At 72.8% G+C, this 17,531-nt stretch carries 14 protein-coding genes; 9 read left to right on the top strand and 5 right to left on the bottom strand.

The features are described 5' to 3' along the window. Nucleotides 1-49: 49 nt before the first annotated feature. Nucleotides 50-2,062: an acyltransferase family protein gene (locus tag ACFQRJ_RS07450; RefSeq protein WP_377018431.1), complete on the bottom strand. Its 2,013-nt coding sequence runs from the start codon at nucleotides 2,060-2,062 to the stop codon at nucleotides 50-52. A 743-nt stretch (nucleotides 2,063-2,805) separates the two neighbouring features. On the opposite strand from ACFQRJ_RS07450, the gene tgt reads away from it, so the two are divergent. Together tgt and ACFQRJ_RS07440 are read left to right on the top strand one after the other, a co-directional pair. Next, complete coding sequence (tgt, locus tag ACFQRJ_RS07445; protein WP_377018351.1) at nucleotides 2,806-4,101, top strand: tRNA guanosine(34) transglycosylase Tgt; 1,296 nt, start codon at nucleotides 2,806-2,808, stop codon at nucleotides 4,099-4,101. Between the two features lie 7 nt (nucleotides 4,102-4,108). Then, on the top strand, nucleotides 4,109-5,725 hold the full coding sequence (locus ACFQRJ_RS07440; RefSeq protein ID WP_377018350.1) for a PQQ-binding-like beta-propeller repeat protein: 1,617 nt from the start codon (nucleotides 4,109-4,111) through the stop codon (nucleotides 5,723-5,725). A 25-nt stretch (nucleotides 5,726-5,750) separates the two neighbouring features. Here ACFQRJ_RS07440 and ACFQRJ_RS07435 read toward each other — a convergent pair whose 3' ends face one another. Beyond that, nucleotides 5,751-6,533: a hypothetical protein gene (locus ACFQRJ_RS07435; protein WP_377018349.1), complete on the bottom strand. Its 783-nt coding sequence runs from the start codon at nucleotides 6,531-6,533 to the stop codon at nucleotides 5,751-5,753. Nucleotides 6,534-6,648: 115 nt separating this feature from the next. Between ACFQRJ_RS07435 and ACFQRJ_RS07430 the strand changes: the two genes are divergently transcribed. Beyond that, complete coding sequence (locus tag ACFQRJ_RS07430; protein WP_377018348.1) at nucleotides 6,649-7,191, top strand: nuclear transport factor 2 family protein; 543 nt, start codon at nucleotides 6,649-6,651, stop codon at nucleotides 7,189-7,191. Between the two features lie 97 nt (nucleotides 7,192-7,288). Beyond that, nucleotides 7,289-8,836, top strand: coding sequence for a DUF3375 domain-containing protein (locus ACFQRJ_RS07425; RefSeq protein ID WP_377018347.1), 1,548 nt, complete (start codon nucleotides 7,289-7,291; stop codon nucleotides 8,834-8,836). Between the two features lie 32 nt (nucleotides 8,837-8,868). Here the strand turns inward: ACFQRJ_RS07425 and ACFQRJ_RS07420 are convergent, their stop codons facing one another. After that, nucleotides 8,869-9,237, bottom strand: a complete 369-nt coding sequence (locus tag ACFQRJ_RS07420; protein ID WP_377018346.1) for an MGMT family protein — start codon at nucleotides 9,235-9,237, stop codon at nucleotides 8,869-8,871. Nucleotides 9,238-9,330: 93 nt separating this feature from the next. On the opposite strand from ACFQRJ_RS07420, the gene ACFQRJ_RS07415 reads away from it, so the two are divergent. Both ACFQRJ_RS07415 and ACFQRJ_RS07410 read left to right on the top strand, forming a co-directional pair. Beyond that, nucleotides 9,331-10,401: a YeeE/YedE family protein gene (locus ACFQRJ_RS07415; protein WP_377018345.1), complete on the top strand. Its 1,071-nt coding sequence runs from the start codon at nucleotides 9,331-9,333 to the stop codon at nucleotides 10,399-10,401. Between the two features lie 90 nt (nucleotides 10,402-10,491). Continuing rightward, nucleotides 10,492-10,722, top strand: a complete 231-nt coding sequence (locus ACFQRJ_RS07410; RefSeq protein ID WP_377018344.1) for a sulfurtransferase TusA family protein — start codon at nucleotides 10,492-10,494, stop codon at nucleotides 10,720-10,722. Nucleotides 10,723-10,875: 153 nt separating this feature from the next. Here ACFQRJ_RS07410 and ACFQRJ_RS07405 read toward each other — a convergent pair whose 3' ends face one another. After that, nucleotides 10,876-12,318: an MFS transporter gene (locus ACFQRJ_RS07405; RefSeq protein ID WP_377018343.1), complete on the bottom strand. Its 1,443-nt coding sequence runs from the start codon at nucleotides 12,316-12,318 to the stop codon at nucleotides 10,876-10,878. A gap of 103 nt (nucleotides 12,319-12,421) precedes the next feature. Between ACFQRJ_RS07405 and ACFQRJ_RS07400 the strand changes: the two genes are divergently transcribed. Further along, nucleotides 12,422-13,303: a helix-turn-helix transcriptional regulator gene (locus ACFQRJ_RS07400; protein WP_377018342.1), complete on the top strand. Its 882-nt coding sequence runs from the start codon at nucleotides 12,422-12,424 to the stop codon at nucleotides 13,301-13,303. A gap of 64 nt (nucleotides 13,304-13,367) precedes the next feature. Here ACFQRJ_RS07400 and ACFQRJ_RS07395 read toward each other — a convergent pair whose 3' ends face one another. Next, complete coding sequence (locus ACFQRJ_RS07395) at nucleotides 13,368-14,552, bottom strand: hypothetical protein (protein WP_377018341.1); 1,185 nt, start codon at nucleotides 14,550-14,552, stop codon at nucleotides 13,368-13,370. A gap of 169 nt (nucleotides 14,553-14,721) precedes the next feature. On the opposite strand from ACFQRJ_RS07395, the gene ACFQRJ_RS07390 reads away from it, so the two are divergent. After that, on the top strand, nucleotides 14,722-15,438 hold the full coding sequence (locus ACFQRJ_RS07390) for a DUF4194 domain-containing protein (RefSeq protein WP_377018340.1): 717 nt from the start codon (nucleotides 14,722-14,724) through the stop codon (nucleotides 15,436-15,438). Nucleotides 15,439-15,651: 213 nt separating this feature from the next. Then, complete coding sequence (locus tag ACFQRJ_RS07385) at nucleotides 15,652-17,493, top strand: SIP domain-containing protein (RefSeq protein ID WP_377018339.1); 1,842 nt, start codon at nucleotides 15,652-15,654, stop codon at nucleotides 17,491-17,493. Nucleotides 17,494-17,531 lie beyond the last annotated feature (38 nt).

Genomic DNA, 17,531 nt, shown 5'->3' with positions numbered 1-17,531 from the left:
GATGCCCTCGGATCGGGCACATCGTAGTCCGGGTCGCGCCCGGATCCGTTCAGGTCGTGCGGCTCGACAGCTCGCGTGTCACCACGGGGGCCAGGGTCTCCTCGACGAAGAGCCGGCTGAGATGGTCATCGTCCATGTACACGTAGACGTCGCCCAGGACGGGGGAGCAGCGCCCGTCCGGACAGATCCGGTCGGAGACGTCCAGAAGGGTCACGGACGCGTCGACACCCGTGAGGTCCCCGAGCGGAGCGGCAGGATTGGTGGCTGCGAGTTTCTCGTCGGCATCCGCACCGCACGCCTCGTCGGCCTCCACCGGTGTGCCACCGTCCTCGATCACCGACTCGGCGCACTGGTACTGGTCGTGGGGCCATCGCGGCGTGTCGCGAGCGGCGATCACGTCGATCCCGCGGTCCAGGAGTGCCTGCACCGCGGTGTCGGAGCCCTCAGGCAAGGTCTCTGCGCTCGACTCCGCGTCGGTGAGTGTCATCGTCGTCAGCACCGTGTCCGGCTCGACCGCATCGAGATAAGAGAGCACGTACTCGTCGTAGCCGTCGCAGTAGGCGGCGCGTTCCACCCCGGCCAGGAACTGACAGCCGTCCATGGAGAGGTTGACCACCTGAGCACCGCGCTCGTCGGCGGTGGGCAGCAGGGCCGGGATGTACTGGCGGGAGTGGGAGCTGCCCACCACCACGATGGTTTCCTCCGCGGCGGCGTCGCCGGGCAGCAACTGCTGGCAATGGACGTGTGGGAAGTTCGTCGACGGGGCCCAGGGGCCCGCGCAGCGCTCCGGCAGATCGGGCCACTGCCCACCCAGCTGCCAGCCCTGGGGTCGTACCTCGAGGGGGGCTTCGCTGGCCACCTCATCGGTGGCGACGCCAGGATCGGAGGCGGCCGGCGTTTGAGCCTGGTCGCGGGTGAGGACCAGCCACCAGCCGCCCGCGCCCGCGAGCACCAGCGCGAAGCTGGCGGCGACCGCGGTCAGCGCCCGCCACGGCCGCGCCTCGAGCCACCGTGAACGGCGCACCGGGGCATCGACCATCCGGGTCACGAGCCAGGCGAGCAGGATCGCGCCGGCGAGGACCGCGAGCCCGTCCAGCAGCCCGGCGCGGTCCTGACCGCTGTAGTGCAGCCACATCACCAGCACCGGCCAGTGCAGGAGATACAGCGCGTAGGAGATGTCGCCGACGAAGGCGGCGGGGCGTGTGGAGAGCAGCGCATCCACACCCCAGCGCCGGCCGGAGTACCCGGCGACCACCACGACGGCCGCCGCGGCCAGCGGCACGATCGCGATCCAGCCGGGGAACATGGTCGAGACATCCAACACCAGGCCGACGGCCAGCAGCCCCGCGATGCCCGCCCATCCGGCCAGCGCGCGCAGGGCGCCCAGGCGCGGGGACTGCCCGTCCTCGGGGCGCGTCGCCCCGGTGGCACGATCCAGGGCCGGCAGCGCGACGGCGAGCAGCGACCCGGCGGCGAACTCCCACAGCCTCGCCGCGGTGTCGAAGTAGGCGATCTGCTGCTGGGACTGGGTGGACAGGACCGACCAGGTCAGCGAGGCCGCGCCGATCAGCAGCAGCACGGCCGCGAGCGGGCGGCGCACGGGCCTGCCGCGCCGTGCCCGGCGCAGCACGAGCAGGAACAGCAGCGGCCACACCACGAACGCCTGCCCCTGGACGCTGAGGGACCAGAAGTGCTGCAGCGGCGAGGCCCCGCCCGCGTCCCGGGCGTGGTAATCGACCTGCAGGAACACCAGCAGCGCGTTCTGCACGTACGCCGCGGAGGCCACGGCCTCCTGCATCACCGTCGGCCACAGCGAGGAGGGCAGGAAGGCGGCGGTGCCGCCGAGGGTCAGCAGGATCGTCACCGCTGCGGGCGGCATCAGCCGTTTGAAGGTGTGCAGCCAGTAGCGCGGGATCGCCAGCGGCCGGCCGCTCTCGAGACGGCGCACGAAGGTGCCGGTGAGGAAGAAGGCCGAGAGGAACAGGAAGACGTCGACGCCGCCGGAGACCCGGCCGAGCCAGATGTGGTAGATCGCGACCAGACCCAGGGCGACCGCGCGCAGCCCGTGCAGCTCACGGCGGAAAGCGGGCCTCGAGCGCGGGGTCTCGGTGGGTTCCCCGGCTTCGGTCCCGCCGGTCCGGGTGGGCTCGGCGCCGGCCGGGGCCGAGGGGACGTCCGACGGGGCGGGGGCGGCGGCACCGGCGGGGCCTGCCTGCTGAGTGCGCGAGCGGGCGCTCTGACCGTAGGGCTGCCAGGTCCCGGAGACCGAGCCCGCGGTGGACCAGGCGTCCTCCGCCTCCCGCTCGGCGTGCAGCTCGATGGGGCCCTGCAGCCAGTCCTCCAGCGAGGAGGTCTCCGAGGGCAGGGGGCCGGTGGTCCACTCCGAGAGGTCCGAGGCGGGTGCGGGATCCGCCGACGGGAGATCTGCCGACGTCGGTGCCGGATCCTGGAGCCAGTCCTCGAGATCATCGACCGGGGCTGCGGCGGGCCGCTCCTCTCCCCGGTGCCCGTCGCCGTTCGCCGCGGCCTCCTTCGCCGCGGCCTCGGCGGCCAGTGCGTCGGCGATCGCGCGCTGGCGGGCCAGCTCCTCCTCGCTCAGCGGGCGGGCTCGCCGGCCACCGCGACGCGGGGTCGGGGGATCGCTGGGCGAGCTGATCGTGATCCCCTTCCGCGGTGGCGTGCCGACCGGCCGCCCCGGACCGTCCCGGCGTCGTATCGCTGCGGATGGATACTAGTCGATCCGGCGACGGCTTCTGAGCGTGCGCACCGGCGTGATCCGCGCCGGGCGCCGCAGCGGGCCCCGGGATGCCCGGGGCGCCGTGGCACCATGTCCCGGTGACCGCACAGCTTCCCGCTCCCGCCGAGACGCACTTCGAGATCACCGCCCGCGCGGAGGGTGCAGCGCGTGCCGGCGTGCTCGAGACACCGCACGGCACGATCGAGACTCCCGCGTTCGTGCCCGTCGGCACCAAGGCGACGGTCAAGGCGGTGCTGCCCGAGACGATGGACGAGCTCGGCGCGCAGGCGCTGCTGGCCAACGCCTATCACCTCTACCTCCAGCCCGGCCACGAGCTGATCGACGAGGCCGGCGGCCTGGGCGCCTTCATGAACTGGCCCGGACCCACCTACACCGACTCCGGCGGGTTCCAGGTGATGAGTCTCGGCGCCGGATTCAAGAAGGTGCTCTCCAGCGAGTTCTCCGGCGGCGAGACGGCGCGGACCGCGTCGGGGGAGGACGACGACGTCGCGGCGGGGAAGGAGCGTCTGGCCCACGTCGACGACGACGGCGTCACCTTCCGCTCCTTCATCAACGGCGACACGCACCGATTCACCCCCGAGATCTCCATGCAGATCCAGCACGGCCTGGGGGCGGACATCATGTTCGCCTTCGACGAACTGACCACGCTGATGAACTCCCGCCGCTACCAGGAGCAGGCGCTGGAGCGAACCCGGCTGTGGGCGCTGCGCTGCCTCGCCGAGCACGCCCGTCTCACTGCCGAGCGCACACACCGGCCCTACCAGCAGCTGTGGGGCGTCATCCAGGGCGCCCAGTACGAGGACCTGCGGCGGCAGGCCGCCCGCGACCTCGGCGCGATGGATGTCGAGGGCTGGTCCTTCGACGGCTTCGGCATCGGCGGAGCGCTGGAGAAGGAGAACCTCGCGACCATCGTCGGCTGGGTCACCGACGAGCTGCCCGAGGACAAGCCGCGCCACCTGCTCGGCATCAGCGAGGTCGACGACCTGTTCGTCGCGATCGCCGCGGGCGCCGACACCTTCGACTGCGTCTCGCCCTCGCGCGTGGCGCGCAACAGCGCCGTCTACACCGCCACCGGCCGTGTGAACCTCACGGGCTCGAGGTACCGCCGCCAGTTCGCGCCGATCGACGAGACCTGCGACTGCTACACCTGCACCCACTACACCGCCGCGTACATCCACCACCTCTTCCGCGCCAAGGAGATGCTCTCGGCGACGCTGTGCACCATCCACAACGAGCGTTTCGTGGTGCGCCTGGTCGACCGGATCCGCGCCTCCCTCCGCGACGGCGAGTTCGAGGCGCTGCGGGAGGAGACCACCGGCACCTACTACGGGGCGCCGCGGTGAGCGCCCCGTGACCGGCGAGCCGGAGCACCCCCAGCTCGCCGGGCAGCCCGCGACGGAGCCGCCCGACGAGCAGGGCACTGATGCCGCCACCGCGCTCGGGGTGGCGGTGGTGCTGCTGGCGCTCGCGGGGATCTGTGCGCTTCTCGGTGCCCATGTCCTGGTCGGGGCGCTGCGCCTGGCCGCAGGAGTCCTGGCCGGCGCCGCGGTGGCGGCCGCCGTCTTCGCCGTGCCTCTCCCGTCACCGGAGCGTCTGCCCCGGCTGCGTCGTCCGCGCGTGCTGCTCGCCGCAGCTCTGGCCGTGCTGGTGGCCGGCGCGCTCACCGTGCCGGCCGTGCTCTCGACCCGGGTCGGATCACTCGAGGCCCGCGCGTCGGCGAGCATCGACGCGCTCGCCGAGGGGGACCGGGTGCATTCGGTCCCGGGCGTCGACGCGCCCGTGCTGGTGCGGCGGGCCGAGGGCACCGCCGAGCTGCTCAGCGGCACCCGGGTCGAGACCGTGGAGGCGGCCCCGGAGGACGTCGTCGCCCTCAGCGCCGACGGCAGCCGCCTCGTGCACACCACCGGGACGACCACGCGGGTGCTCACCCTCTCGGCCGATGCGCCGCCGGTCGAGGAGGCCACGGTGGACGGTGCGCCCCTCGCGCTGAGCGGGGACCTCCTGGTGGTGCGCTACTGCGACGGGGTCGCGGCGGCCTGTTACCTCGAGGCCCACGACGTGACCGCCGACGACCCGGCCGAGGCCGTGTGGGCCCTCTCGGCGTCGGGGGAGGCGCGCGGCAGCGACCCCGCCGCCGTGGAGGTCGCCGCCCGCTCCTCCGAGAGCCCCGACCTGCTCGATGCGGTGCGGGCCACGGGAATCCTCCCCGCGGTGCCGCTGCGCTTCGATCCGGCGCAGGGCTGGGTCCAGCTCGACCCGGAGACCGGGTTCCCCGTCGGCCAGGTGCTCGCCGCACCCGAGGCGGACTGCCGGATCGCCGCGACCGGCGCGGCGCCCGACGCGGCGGACGGGCTGGTCGAGCCCGAGCCGGTGGTGCTGACGGTCTGCTCCGGGGACGACGGTGCACTGACCGCGACCGCATACCGCGACGGGGAGGTGCTGTGGGAATCCGAGCCGTCACCGGCCGGCGACTGGCGCGTGCGACTGGACCGGGGTCGCGTGATCGCCACGGGAACGGAGGACGGATCCGACGTCGCCGGCGAACTGGTCGCCTCCCAGCAGCGCGCGGCCTGGACCGCGCCCGGGGGCGACGGGCTCGAGCAGGTCGCGCCCTTCACCACCCGGATCGGCATCGACGGCGCGCGGATGGTCGTCACCAACGACCAGGGCCAGCTGCTGGCCTACGACACCGCCGACGGGACGAACCTGTGGACGCAGCCGTCCTCACCCACGGGCGACGGGGTCCGCGGGTCGCTCGAGGCGTCCACCGCAGTGGTGCTCGACCCTCTCGAGCGGACCCGTGCGCTGGACCCCCGCGGAGCGCAGCGGCTGCGGATCCTCGACGCCGCCACCGGCGAGGTCACCCACGAATCGGTGGTGGACCGGGAGGTCGACGCCATCCATCCTGTCGGCGCGGGACGCGCGCTCGTGACCACCGGCGACAGCACCCTGCTGCTGGGGCCCTGATGCTGCCGCCGGGGCCGATACGGGCTCAGGCGCTCTGCTTGCCCCACCGCTGCACGATGACGGAACCGGCGATCAGCAGGGCACCGACCACCAGCACCCGCACCGCCTCGACGGTGCCGGCGATCGCGTAGTAGGCGGAGCCCGTGAGGTCGCCACCGCTGATCAGTGCACCGACGAAGCCGGCGATGAAGCCCAGGATCCACGAGAGGGGGACGGACAGCACGATGGTCGCGATCACGACGATCGCGCCGATCCGGCCGCGGCCGCTGAACTGGATGGCGGCCACGATGGCCAGTGCCAGCAGGACGAGGGAGAGCAGCAGATTGAGCACTGCCACCACGATCATCCCCAGCCCGGACAGCCCCGCTGCGACCGAGATGTCATCGGGGTTCGTGGCCGCCATGCTGCCGGAGGCGCCGGCGAGGAACGTGCCGATCGGCAGCCCGAGACGCACCAGGAAGACCAGCACCGCAGTGATGACCATCCCCAGACCGATCTTCGTGGCCAGGTCGCGCTTGCCGGGATCGGACGCGGCGCTTGCCGACGGCCCGCCGGAGCCGGCCCCGCCCGGGTAGCCCCCGGCCGGGGAGCCGAAGGCGCTGGGCGCCTGGCTCCAGGAGGGCGGCTGCTGGCCGGGCTGCTCCTGGCCCGGCTGCGGCTCAGGGGCCGGCGTGGGCTGACCCCACTGGGGCTGCTGGGAATTCTGCGGCTGGGAGGCGGGTGAGGGCTGGCCCCACGGCGGCTGCTGTCCCGGTGGCTGGGCCGGCTGCTGCCAGTCGTTCCCCTGTGGTCCGTACCCCTGAGTCATGGTTCTCCCTCGCATGATGATTCCGGGCGCGGCCGCACCCGGGATCAGCCTATCGATCGTCACGGCGGGGCTCGAACTCCACGTGCGCTCCCGTCCCGGCCGGTACGCTCCAGGCATGACGATGCCCGGGAGCCCCTACGGCCCGCCGCCGGCGACGCCGGGTGGGCCGGCCGTGCCGGCGGCCGGTGGCCGAGGCGGCAGCCGTCGACGGGTGTGGTGGATCGTGGGCGGCTGCTCGGCGCTGGCAGTCGCCGGCATCGCCCTGATCATCGCGGCCGTGCTGGTGTGGGCCCTGCTGCTGCGCGCGACCCCGCAGGAGACGGTCGAGAACTACTATGAGGCGTGGGAGACCCGCGACTGCCAGGGCTATCTGGACTCGGTCACGGATGGCTACCGCGAGGAGAACGGCGTCACGTGCGAGGACGTCGAAGCGGAACACCCCCGCGACGTCTCCGAGGACGAGATCGAGATCCGCGATGTCACCGTCGACGGCGACGCCGCGACGGTCCAGGCCTACGAGACGGTCCAGGCCTACGAGGAGTTCACCGACCAGGAGGGCACGCGGATCAGCGGCGTGGCCGAGTTCGACCTGGTCCGCCAGGACGGTGACTGGCTGATCGACAGCGTGCGCATCGTCGAGGACTACGAACCCGTCTGACCCGGCCGCCATGGTGGCACGTCGCCCCGGGCGGCTGCATCCGGCGCTGACGCCTGCCGTGCCCCGTCGGGCCGATCCGGAAGTAGACTCCCCCCTCGTGACCACGACCGAGCCGAACCGGTGGACCGACCGCCGCAGCGACGCCGTGTCCGCGCGCAAGGAGGCCTACGAGCAGCTGCGGCGGGCCAGCACCTGGCGCCTGCTCGCCGCGACCAAGGCCCCCGCCGTCCTGGCCATCCTCCAGTCCGTCTTCCCCGCCGGCGACCGCCGGCTGCCGCGCAGCGAGCTGATCGCGCGCGTCGGGGCCCACCTCGAGCTGCTGCACGACGACGACCACCGTGAGCTCTCCGGAGCCGCCGAGGACGAGGTTGAGGCGGGGGAGGGCCGCAGCGGCCGCAGCGCCGCGGAGTACGTGGACGGCTGGGTGCGCGAGGGCTACCTGACCCGGCGTGATGACCCGCAGCTGACCGAGACCACGTTCGAGCCGTCCCCGGCGACGATCGACGCCATCCAGTTCATCGCCTCCCTGGAGGAGCACCGGCCCACCACCACCGAGTCGCGCCTGCAGCTGGTGGTCCAGCAGTTCGAGCGCCTCGCCCAGGAGACCGAGACCGACCGCGACGTGCGCCTGGCCGACCTGCAGCGCCGGCGCGAGCGGATCGAGGCGGAGATCCGGGACCTGGCCGAGGGCGAGCTCATGCTGCCCAGCGCCGAGCACTCCGTGGACCGGCTGCGGGACATCCTCCAGATCGCCTCCGAGCTCTCCGGCGACTTCCTCCAGTACCGCGAGGACCTGCGCGCCGTGGACCTCCACCTGCGCGAGCAGATCCTCTCGCCCGAGTCCTCGCGCGGGGAGATCCTCGAGCAGCTGCTGGCGGGCGATGACCTGCTGGGCCAGTCCACCGTCGGCCGCACTTTCACGGCCTTCTTCCGCATGCTCAACGATCCGGTCCAGACCCGCACCGCGCAGGAGCTGGTGGACCGGCTGCTGGAGCGCGACTTCGCCCATGCCCTCAGCCGCAGCGAGCGCGAGCGCCTGGCCAACGTCTTCAGCGATCTCTACGAGCCGGCGCAGGAGGTCCTGGACGTCAAGACCGAGCTGTACCGCTCGCTCGCGCGGTTCGTGCGCTCCCAGGACTTCCGTCAGCACCGCGTGCTGCTGGAGGCGCTGCAGGAGGCGCAGGGCGTGGCGCTGGCCCAGAAGGACGAGATCTCCACGCGGGCGCCGTTCCCGATGGGCCTGGATCTCTCCCGGGTCCAGCTCTCCTCGGTCGCGCAGCACCGTCTGAAGGACCCCACCGACCCCGGGGCGCCGGCCGAGGCGGAGGTGCACGACGCCACCACCCTCAGCATCGACGTGCTGCAGGATCTCGTGCGCACCAACGACATCGACATCGTGGGCCTGACCGACCACGTCAACGATGTGCGCGGGCGCAGCGGCCAGGCCTCCATCGCCGACGTGCTGCGCGAACGACCCGCCCAGCAGGGTCTGGCCAGCGTGATCGGGCTGATGTTCCTGGCCACCCAGCACGCCCAGGAGCGCGAGGGCTCCACGGAGATCGTCACCTGGCGGGAGCTGGACGGCAACGACTACGCCGCGAAGGTCCCCTCGTTCTACTTCCTCGACGACGTGCCGGTGGAGTGAGCGCGGATAGGTGAGTGCCGCTGCGGCTGCCGTCAGCCCGAGAGCCCGCCGAGCTCTGCCAGCGGTTCCCGCGCCGCAGCGCGCAGCTCCTCGAGATCCGCACCGAACTGCGCCATCCGGCAGCCGCGACCGTTGGGCTTGACCTCGATGCCCTCGGTCTCCCAGTGCGGGAGCGCCCGGGCGAGCAGCGGATGGTCGCCGGAGGCATTGGTGACCCGCCACCACGGAACCCCCGAGCCCCACGTGCGCATGATCCGGCCGACGAGCCGGGGGCCGACGCCGGCAATCGCCCCCACCTCGCCGTAGGCGGCCACCCGGCCCGGCGGGATCGCCTCCACCACGCGCAGCACGCGCTCGACGGTGACGTCGTCCATGCGGGTCCGCGAGCGATCGGTGGACATGCGCGTCAGTGTGCCACGCACGGGCCGTGACGCACCTCGCCATTGACCGGACAGGGGTTCTGCTTATGGGACTCATTAGTTAGCCTGCTGGGCATGATCCTCACCGGCCTCCTCCTCGGCGCCGCGCTCGGCTACGTCCTGCAGCGGTCCCGGTTCTGCGTCACCGGCGCGTTCCGCGACCTGTACATGGCCCGCTCGGCGCGCTACTTCATCCCGTTCCTGCTCGCCATCGCCATCCAGGCCGTCGGCGTCGCCGCGCTCACCGGCGCCGGCGTCATCGCGCCGGAGCCCTCCACCTTCGCGCCGCTGGCCGTCATCGGCGGCGGCCTCATCTTCGGCATCGGCATCGTCATGGCCGGCGGCTGCGCGACCGGCACCTACTACCGCGCCGGCGAGGGGCTGCTCGGATCGTGGGTGGCGCTGATCTTCTACGCCCTCTCTGCCGCCGTCATGAAGTTCGGCCCGCTGGGCGGCTTCACCGAGGCCGCCCGCGCGCCCGCACTGGGCGACGCCACCATCCAGGAGACCCTGGGCGTGAGCATGTGGGTCCCCACGATCGTCTTCGCCGGACTCGTCGGCGTGCTCGTCGTGCGCCAGGTGCGCCGCAGCGCCGGCCGCGCCAAGGCCGCGTCCCTGCCCGCGCGCCGCACGGGCATCGGCCACTACCTCGCCGACGTCCCCTGGACGCCCTGGGTCGGGGCCGTGCTGCTCGGGCTCATCGCGATCGCCGCCTGGGTGCTCTCGACGGCCTCCGGCCGCAACGGCGGGTTGGGCATCACCACCCCCTCGGCCAAGATCGTCACCTTCCTGACCACCGGCGACATCACCCTCGTGGACTGGTCGGTGATGCTCGTCCTGGGCATCCTGGTCGGCTCCTTCCTCGCCGCCCGGCTCTCCGGCGAGTTCCGCTGGCGGGTGCCCGATGCCCCCACCATGCTGCGCAGCGCCGGAGGCGGCGTCGCCATGGGCATCGGGGCCGCGCTCGCCGGCGGCTGCACCATCGGCAACGCCCTGGTCGAGACCAGCCTGTTCAGCTACCAGGGCTGGGTCTCGCTGGCCGCGATGGTGATCGGCACCTGGGCTGCCGCCTGGTTCTTCATCGTGCGGCCCCAGAAGGCCGCCGCCGCGAGCCGTCCCGCGCCGGTGCTCACTCCCGCCGCCTGAGCGGCGCGGCCCTGCCCCTCGCCACCCCTCCCGCACTACTCCCGCTTCGTCGACCGACCGACGAACCACCCCGACGAAAGGAAGCGCCCCATGGCCACCTACACCCTCGAGACCGGCGGCGACGTCTGCCCCTTCCCCCTGATCGACGCCAAGAACGCCATGCAGCAGCTGACCACCGGCGACGACCTCGTGATCGGCTTCGACTGCACCCAGGCCACCGACTCCCTGCCGCAGTGGGCCTCGGAGTCCGGCCACGAGGTGGTCGCCTTCGACCGCGTCGGCGACGCCGGCTGGTCCATCACCGTGCGCAAGGGAGCCTGAGCGCGCAGCAGGATGCCTCAGCGTCCAGTGGCGCCATGACGGCGGCGCCATGACGATGCGTGCCTGAGGACGGCGGGCCGGGAACCCTCCGCGAGGAGGTCCCGGGCCGCCGGTGTTCCCGGACTCTCTCCGATCTCGGCCTGCCAGTCGTCCTCAGGCGGCCGCGTCCTCCGCGCGATGCGCGGCCAGGGAGCGGGCCAGCAGCGCGAACGCCACCGCACAGACCGCGTGCACGCAGAAGACCACCATCAGGGAGCGGTCCATCCGGGCGGCGTCGCCGGCGGATCCGGCGAGCGACCAGAACAGCCCGCCCAGCAGCGCGACGCCGAGGCTGAGCCCCAGCTGCTGGCAGGTGGTGAACAGCCCGCTGGCGACCCCCGCCGCCCACTGCGGGGCCCGGGAGAGCACCGTGTGCAGCACGGGCCCGTACATGCACGCCTGCGCGACGCCCAGCGGGATCAGCGCCCACTGCAGCGAGGCCAGGTCGTCGTGCCCCGTGCCCGCCAGCACGGCGATCAGCAGCAGGATCACCGTCTGGGCCATCGCCGCCCGCAGCATGGTGCGCTGCCCGGCGCCGGGCACCAGGCGGGGCAGCGCCACCGAGGTCGCCACGAACGTGATCCCGAAGCCGAGCACCAGCAGAGCGGGCCCCAGCGGCCCCATGCCGTAGCGGGTCTGGGCCAGCGAGGAGAGCTCGTACAGGAACGCCCCGTAGGTGGTGAAGAACAGCAGCGCCATCAGCAGTCCGCGCCGCACCACCGTGATCCCCAGCACCGACGGCGGCACCACGGGCATGATCCCGGAACGCTCCGCGCGCCGCTGCTGTGTCCAGAACAGCGCCAGCAGCACGATCCCTGCGCCGAAGGCCAGGAACGCCCACAGCGGCCACCCGGCGGAGCGACCGATGGTCAGCGGCACCACGATCAGCAGCAGGCTCGCGCCGAGCAGGAAGGCTCCGGTGGCATCCATCGCCAGCGGGGCCGAGGACCGCGAGCGCGGCACCCAGCGCAGCCCCAGCACGCCGACCAGCGCGATGAGCCCGGTCAGCACCTGCACCGCGCGCCATCCCAGGTGCTCGGGCAGCGTGGTCGCCACGACGCCCGAGACGAGCTGTCCCAGCACCGTGCTCACCCCCGCCATCGCGGCGAAGATCATCACCCCACGGGTGCGCATGGCCCCGGTCGAGGTGGACTGGATCGTCGACAGCACCTGCGGGGTCAGCAGGCCGGCGGCGATCCCGAGGGCCACCCGCAGCACCACGGTCGAGACCAGATCCGGGACGACGGCCGCAGCACAGCTCAGCGCCGCCATGGCCAGGGCGCCGATCAGGAGCAGGCGCCGCCGGCCCCAGCGGTCCCCGAGGCGCCCGGCGATCACCAGCGTGGCCGCGAAGGTGGTGGTGTACGCCGCGAGCACCAGCTGCTGCCCGGCGCCCCCGACACCGAGATCGGACCCGATCGCATCGGCCAGCACGTTCAGCGACCCGAAGGTGAAGTTCACCGGCATGTAGGCGATCAGCAGCACGGCCAGGCCGCGTGAGGTCAGTTCCTGAGGCGTGGACGGCGCGAGGCGAGCGGGGGAGGAGGAGACGGTCATGGAGTACACCTTCACGAGATCCTGATCCTGTGACCAGGAGTCCATTCATACTGGTACCGCCACCACCTGGCTAGCCGGCGCGACGCGGCGCACACTGGAGCTCATGGACCCCTCCGACGGACGACGCAAGGAGCTCGGCGCGTTCCTGCGCGCCCGGCGCGAGAAGGTCAGCCCCCAGCAGGCGGGGCTGCCGGCCCTGGGCCGCCGGCGCACGCCCGGCCTGCGCCGCGAGGAGGTGGCCCAGCTCGCCGGCATCGGGACCACCTGGTACACCTGGCTCGAACAGGGGCGCGCGGCCGGAGTCTCCGACCAGGTGCTGGAGGCCGTCGCCAGGGTGCTGGACCTGACCGAGGCCGAGCGGCGTCACATGCTGGTCCTGGCCGACCGGGCCCCGGTCCACCGCGCACCGCCGATCACGGTGGGGCCCGAGCAGATCGCCGTGCTCGAGCAGCTGCTGCCGTTCCCGGCCGCGATCCAGGACGACGCCTACGAGATCGTCGCCACCAACCGCAGCTACCGGTACCTGTTCAGCGATCTGGATGCGTACCCGGTCGAAGAGCGCAACTGCGCCTGGCTGATGTTCACCGACCCCGTCTGGCGGGGAAGCCTCGTGGAGGAGGAGCGCGTGCTGCCGGAGATCGTCGGGCGGTTGCGGGCGCATCTGGCCGAGCACCACGACGACCCGCGCTGGAGCACCCTCGTCGAGCGGCTGCGCGAGAAGTCCGAGGACTTCCGGCGCCTGTGGGAGCACCACGAGGTGGCGGACGAGCGTCCCCGCCGACGGGTGTACGCCTCACCCAGGGCGGGCTTGCTGACCGTGCACTTCCAGAGCCTGTGGATCGATCGGCGCAGCGGGGCGCGCCTGGTGGTGATGTCTCCGGCCGACGCCCTCACCAGGGAGAGGCTCGAGCGGCATGCCGCTCTGCTGGAAGCCGCCCCGGCCTGGACGGCCCGCGAGGACGTCGTCACCTCGCTCGCGGGCTGAGGCCGCGGCCGGGGCCCGGCGCGAGGGCGCCGCCTCTGCCGCCGGCGTCCTCGCCGACGCCGCGTCAGCGGCGCGTTTCAGGTCCCGTGCCGTCCTCCGGTGCCCCGTACTCGGGTGCTCGCGGTGGCCGTCCGCCCTCCTCCTCGGGGCCGGGCTCGCCGGGCGCGGGCTGCTCGGGTGGGCGGACCGACTCGGTCCCCGGGCCGTCCTGCTGGGCGGGATCGTTCTGCCCAGCGGGATCGTGCTGCGCTGCGGGATCATGCTGCGCAGCGGGCCCGACCCACGTGGGCTGGCCGCCGTCACCGGTCTCGACGTGCGAGAGCTGTCCGTCGGCCCCCCGTCGGTACTCGGCCGGCTGAGCTCCGTACTGGTAGGTGGCGTCCTCCGTGGATTCGGGGCCGTCCTGGGCCGGACGGACCGGTGCCGGGCCGCTCCCGGACGGCGTCGTGCCGTCGGGCGTCCTCGCAGCATGGCGGCCGTGCCCGAAAGGATCCTCTGTCCGCTCGGTCCGCTCGGTCGGCTCTGTCCGCTCGTCTTCCGGAGCGGTCCCGTCGGCGCGAGCGCGCTCCTGGGAGAAGCTCGAGGTCGCAGGATCGTCCCGGTGAACCGGCTGGCCGGGTTCCCCGCGGCCGGGAGAGCCGGCCGTCGCGCCCGCCCCCACACCGCCGACCCGGGCGGCGTCGGCCACCGCCGGATCGGTCGAGCTGCGGCGCCGGTCCAGGTCCTCCGACTCGCCGTCGCGCCAGCGATCCCCGTCCGCCTCGCTGCGGGGCGAGCCGCCGTCCTCGCCGTCCTGTGGGAACGACGACGGGGCGGAGTCCCGCGAGCCCTGAGCGTCCTGAGCGCCCTGCGAGGCGTCGGGGTCCAGGCGGTCCGCCTCGGCCAGGCGCTCCTGGACCGAGTCGCGGGAGGACTCGACCTCCTCGCGCTCCCTCTCCGCCTCGGCGCGACGACGCTCGGCAGCGGCTTTCTCCTGCTCGACCGCCTTGGCCTTCCTCTCCGCGTCCAGACGCGCCCGGTCGGCCTCGATCTCCCGCTCCCGGGCCTGCAGGTCCCGCTCCTGGACCGCCTGCTCCTCGCGTGCGGCCTCCTCCCGCAGCTGTGCGGCCCGCTGACGGTCGTCCTCCTGCTGCTTGGCGCGGCGTCGCCGTGACGCGGCGGTGCCCAGCACGATCAGCAGGATGATCACCAGGATCACCGCGACGGCGATCGCGATGAGCACGGGCACTGAGACTGGCAGGTTGTTCATGATCGGCTCCTTGCCGTCGGATCCGCCGCCTTGATGGCGGGGAGAAACGTGTTCCCGGTCACGATTTCACCAGATACGGGGCCCGGATGCACAGAGCCGGCCGGCACCGCAGGCCCCTGGCACGGCGGGTTCGCGGCGGATCGTGCCGGCGTCGGTAAGGTAGGTCCCCGTGATCAGCTCAGCACTCAGCACCCCGGCCGACGAGTCCCGGGAGGACGACGGCGAGGGCGCTCCCTCCGTCCCCGGCGCCGCGCTCGTGGACGAGTCGCGACGAGTGCTCGTCCATCTCCTGCAGGGCCCCTATCTCGACGGCCGCCGCGATCCCGCCCGCTACGCGCAGCTGCTGCGCGACCGCACCGCGCTCGAGGCGCGGCTGGCCGATCTGTTCCTCGAGCTCGTCGTCGACGACGACGCCCAGGTCGCCTTCGTGCGCCAGAGCGAGGACGATCCCGACGCCCCCAAACTGCTGCGCCGGCTGACGGGCCTGAACCGTCTGGACTCCGTCCTTCTGCTGGTCCTGCGCCAGATGCTGCTGACCCAGTCCTCGCGCGGACAGCGCACCGTGGTCTCCGAGGCCGAGATCCAGCAGGCGCTGGCCGCCTATCGACGCACCACCTCGACCGACGAGGCCGGCTTCGCCAAGGACGTCCGCGCCTCGATCGCCAAGATCCAGCGCGCCGGGCTGCTCGACGAGCAGGGCGACGACTACGAGGTCTCCCCGGTGCTGCGGCTGATGATCGGCCCTGACACGGCGCGCGAGTTCATCGCGCTGTACCGCCAGGCGGGCGTGGGAGGTCTCGAGGACCCCACCGACGACGAGAGCGCCGCGGCCGACGGCGACGCGGCCGGCGGCACGGTCGAGGGGTCCGCACCGAGCGAGGACTGACGCCGGCGCGCGGACCGGCCGCGGGGCCGATCCGTGATCGACCGACTGGTCGAAGCCGCTGCGGTCCGTCGGCCGGCGCTGCCTTCCGTAGGGCTCCGGCGCAGTGGCCAACGCCTCCCTGGGCCGCAATTGTGCGCGTTCGGTATTGCGCAATACAGTGAGGCTCACCTGACTACGGTGAGGCTTACCTGACCACGGAGCGTACGGAGGAGCATGGCACTGATCAGCGCCCAGCACCTCCACCTCGCCTACGACCGCCGCGAGATCGTCCACGACCTCAGCCTGTCCCTGCCGGAGGGGCGCATCACCGTCATCGTCGGCGCCAACGGCTGCGGGAAGTCCACCGTGCTGCGAGGGCTCTCGCGCCTGATGCCGCCCCGCCACGGCTCCGTGGTCCTGGACGGCAAGGACATCCACAGCCTGCGCGGCAAGGACCTCGCCCGGCGGCTGGGGCTGCTGCCGCAGTCACCGATCGCGCCCGACGGCGTGACCGTGCGCGAACTCGTCTCCCGCGGCCGCTTCCCCCACCAGGGGCTGCTGCCGCAGTGGAGCGAGGACGACGAGCTCGCCGTGCGCGAGGCACTGACCGCCACGCGCACCGATGAACTGGCCGACCAGCGCGTCGAGGAGCTCTCCGGCGGGCAGCGCCAGCGCGTATGGATCGCCATGGCCCTGGCCCAGCAGACCGAGGTGCTGCTGCTGGACGAGCCCACCACCTTCCTCGACCTCACCCACCAGCTCGATGTGCTCGACGTGGTCCGCGAGCTGAACCGCACGCGCGGCACCACGGTCGCGCTCGTCCTGCACGACCTCAACCTCGCCGCCCGCTACGCCGATCATCTGGTCGCCGTCAAGGACGGCCGCATCCACTCCGAGGGCCCACCGGCCGGCGTCATCACTGAGCAGATGGTGCGCGAGGTCTTCACCCTCGACTCCCGAATCGTCCCCGACCAGGTCACCGGCACCCCGATGGTGCTCCCCCTGGGGCGGGAGCGCACCGACCCCACCACCGAGGAGGACATCATGTCCGCCACCGCCACGGCGACCGCTCCGGCGCACCAGCTCGTCCCCGCCCTCGAGCACAGCTCGATGATCGCCTTCGAGCTCACCGTCGCCGCGAAACGCTCGCTCGGCAGGTCGCTGGTGCGCTTCACGTTCACCAGCCCCGACCTGGTCCACTTCGGCGCCAACTGCCACCCGCTGGACCTGCGGATCAAGATGATCATCCCCGGTCCCGAGGCGAGCGCGGACCACTTCGCCGCGGTGCGCCCCGGAGCGGTGCTGGACCCGACCACGCACGCCGAGTGGTACCGCAGCTGGCTCCAGATCGATCCCGCGGACCGCGGCTGGATGCGCACCTACACCGTGCGTGCCGTCCGCGCGGCCGGGCACCCCGGCAACGTGGGCGCCGACCCCGAGATCGACGTCGACTTCGTCCTCCACCTCGATGACGAGGAGGTCCCGGGCAGCGGGGTCGCGGCGCGCTGGGCGCACGGTGCCGAGGTGGGCGAGCGGATCTCCATGCTGGGTCCCAACAAGCACCTCGTCGGCCCCGACTACGGCGGCATCGAGTTCCGCCCCGGCACCGCCCGCAACGTGCTGCTGGTGGGCGATGAGACCGCGGTGCCCGCGATCTGCTCCATCCTCGAATCGCTGCCGGAGACGATCAGCGGCCACGCGATCCTCGAGGTCCCCGACGCCTCCGACGAACAGCAGATCCTCACCCGATCCGGCGTGCAGGTCAGCTGGCTGCCGCGCGGGCAGCGCCCGCACGGCGAGCTGATGACCGCGGCCGTCCAGCAGCTGATGAGCGAGAACGCCCAGGCCTTCCGCGGTGGCGCGGCCGACGTTCCGGCGGCCGAGCTCGAGGACGTCGACGTGGACGAGACCATCCTGTGGGAGACCACCACCGGCCACGGCACCTTCTACGCCTGGCTCGCCGGAGAGGCGGGCGTGATCAAGTCGCTGCGCCGCCACCTCGTCAGCGACCTCGGCCTGGACCGCCAGCAGGTCTCCTTCATGGGCTACTGGCGCCAGGGCCGGCCGGAGAACTGAGCGCGCACTCAGTCCGCACTGAGTCCGCACTGAGCCCG

Source organism: Brachybacterium sp. GCM10030252, assembly GCF_042666535.1.
Taxonomy (GTDB): domain Bacteria; phylum Actinomycetota; class Actinomycetes; order Actinomycetales; family Dermabacteraceae; genus Brachybacterium.
Note: the sequence above shows the minus strand (reverse complement) of the source record. Positions and strands in the feature narration are given on the sequence as shown.

Bases quoted from the DNA above. Each gene is read 5' to 3' on its own strand.
- ACFQRJ_RS07415 (WP_377018345.1), top strand. From the start codon at position 9,331: ATGATCCTCACCGGCCTCCTCCTCGGCGCCGCGCTCGGCTACGTCCTG.
- tgt (WP_377018351.1), top strand. From the start codon at position 2,806: ATGCCCGGGGCGCCGTGGCACCATGTCCCGGTGACCGCACAGCTTCCC.
- ACFQRJ_RS07385 (WP_377018339.1), top strand. From the start codon at position 15,652: ATGGCACTGATCAGCGCCCAGCACCTCCACCTCGCCTACGACCGCCGC.
- ACFQRJ_RS07400 (WP_377018342.1), top strand. From the start codon at position 12,422: ATGGACCCCTCCGACGGACGACGCAAGGAGCTCGGCGCGTTCCTGCGC.
- ACFQRJ_RS07435 (WP_377018349.1), bottom strand. From the start codon at position 6,533: ATGACTCAGGGGTACGGACCACAGGGGAACGACTGGCAGCAGCCGGCC.
- ACFQRJ_RS07430 (WP_377018348.1), top strand. From the start codon at position 6,649: ATGACGATGCCCGGGAGCCCCTACGGCCCGCCGCCGGCGACGCCGGGT.
- ACFQRJ_RS07420 (WP_377018346.1), bottom strand. From the start codon at position 9,237: ATGTCCACCGATCGCTCGCGGACCCGCATGGACGACGTCACCGTCGAG.
- ACFQRJ_RS07405 (WP_377018343.1), bottom strand. From the start codon at position 12,318: ATGACCGTCTCCTCCTCCCCCGCTCGCCTCGCGCCGTCCACGCCTCAG.
- ACFQRJ_RS07410 (WP_377018344.1), top strand. From the start codon at position 10,492: ATGGCCACCTACACCCTCGAGACCGGCGGCGACGTCTGCCCCTTCCCC.
- ACFQRJ_RS07395 (WP_377018341.1), bottom strand. From the start codon at position 14,552: ATGAACAACCTGCCAGTCTCAGTGCCCGTGCTCATCGCGATCGCCGTC.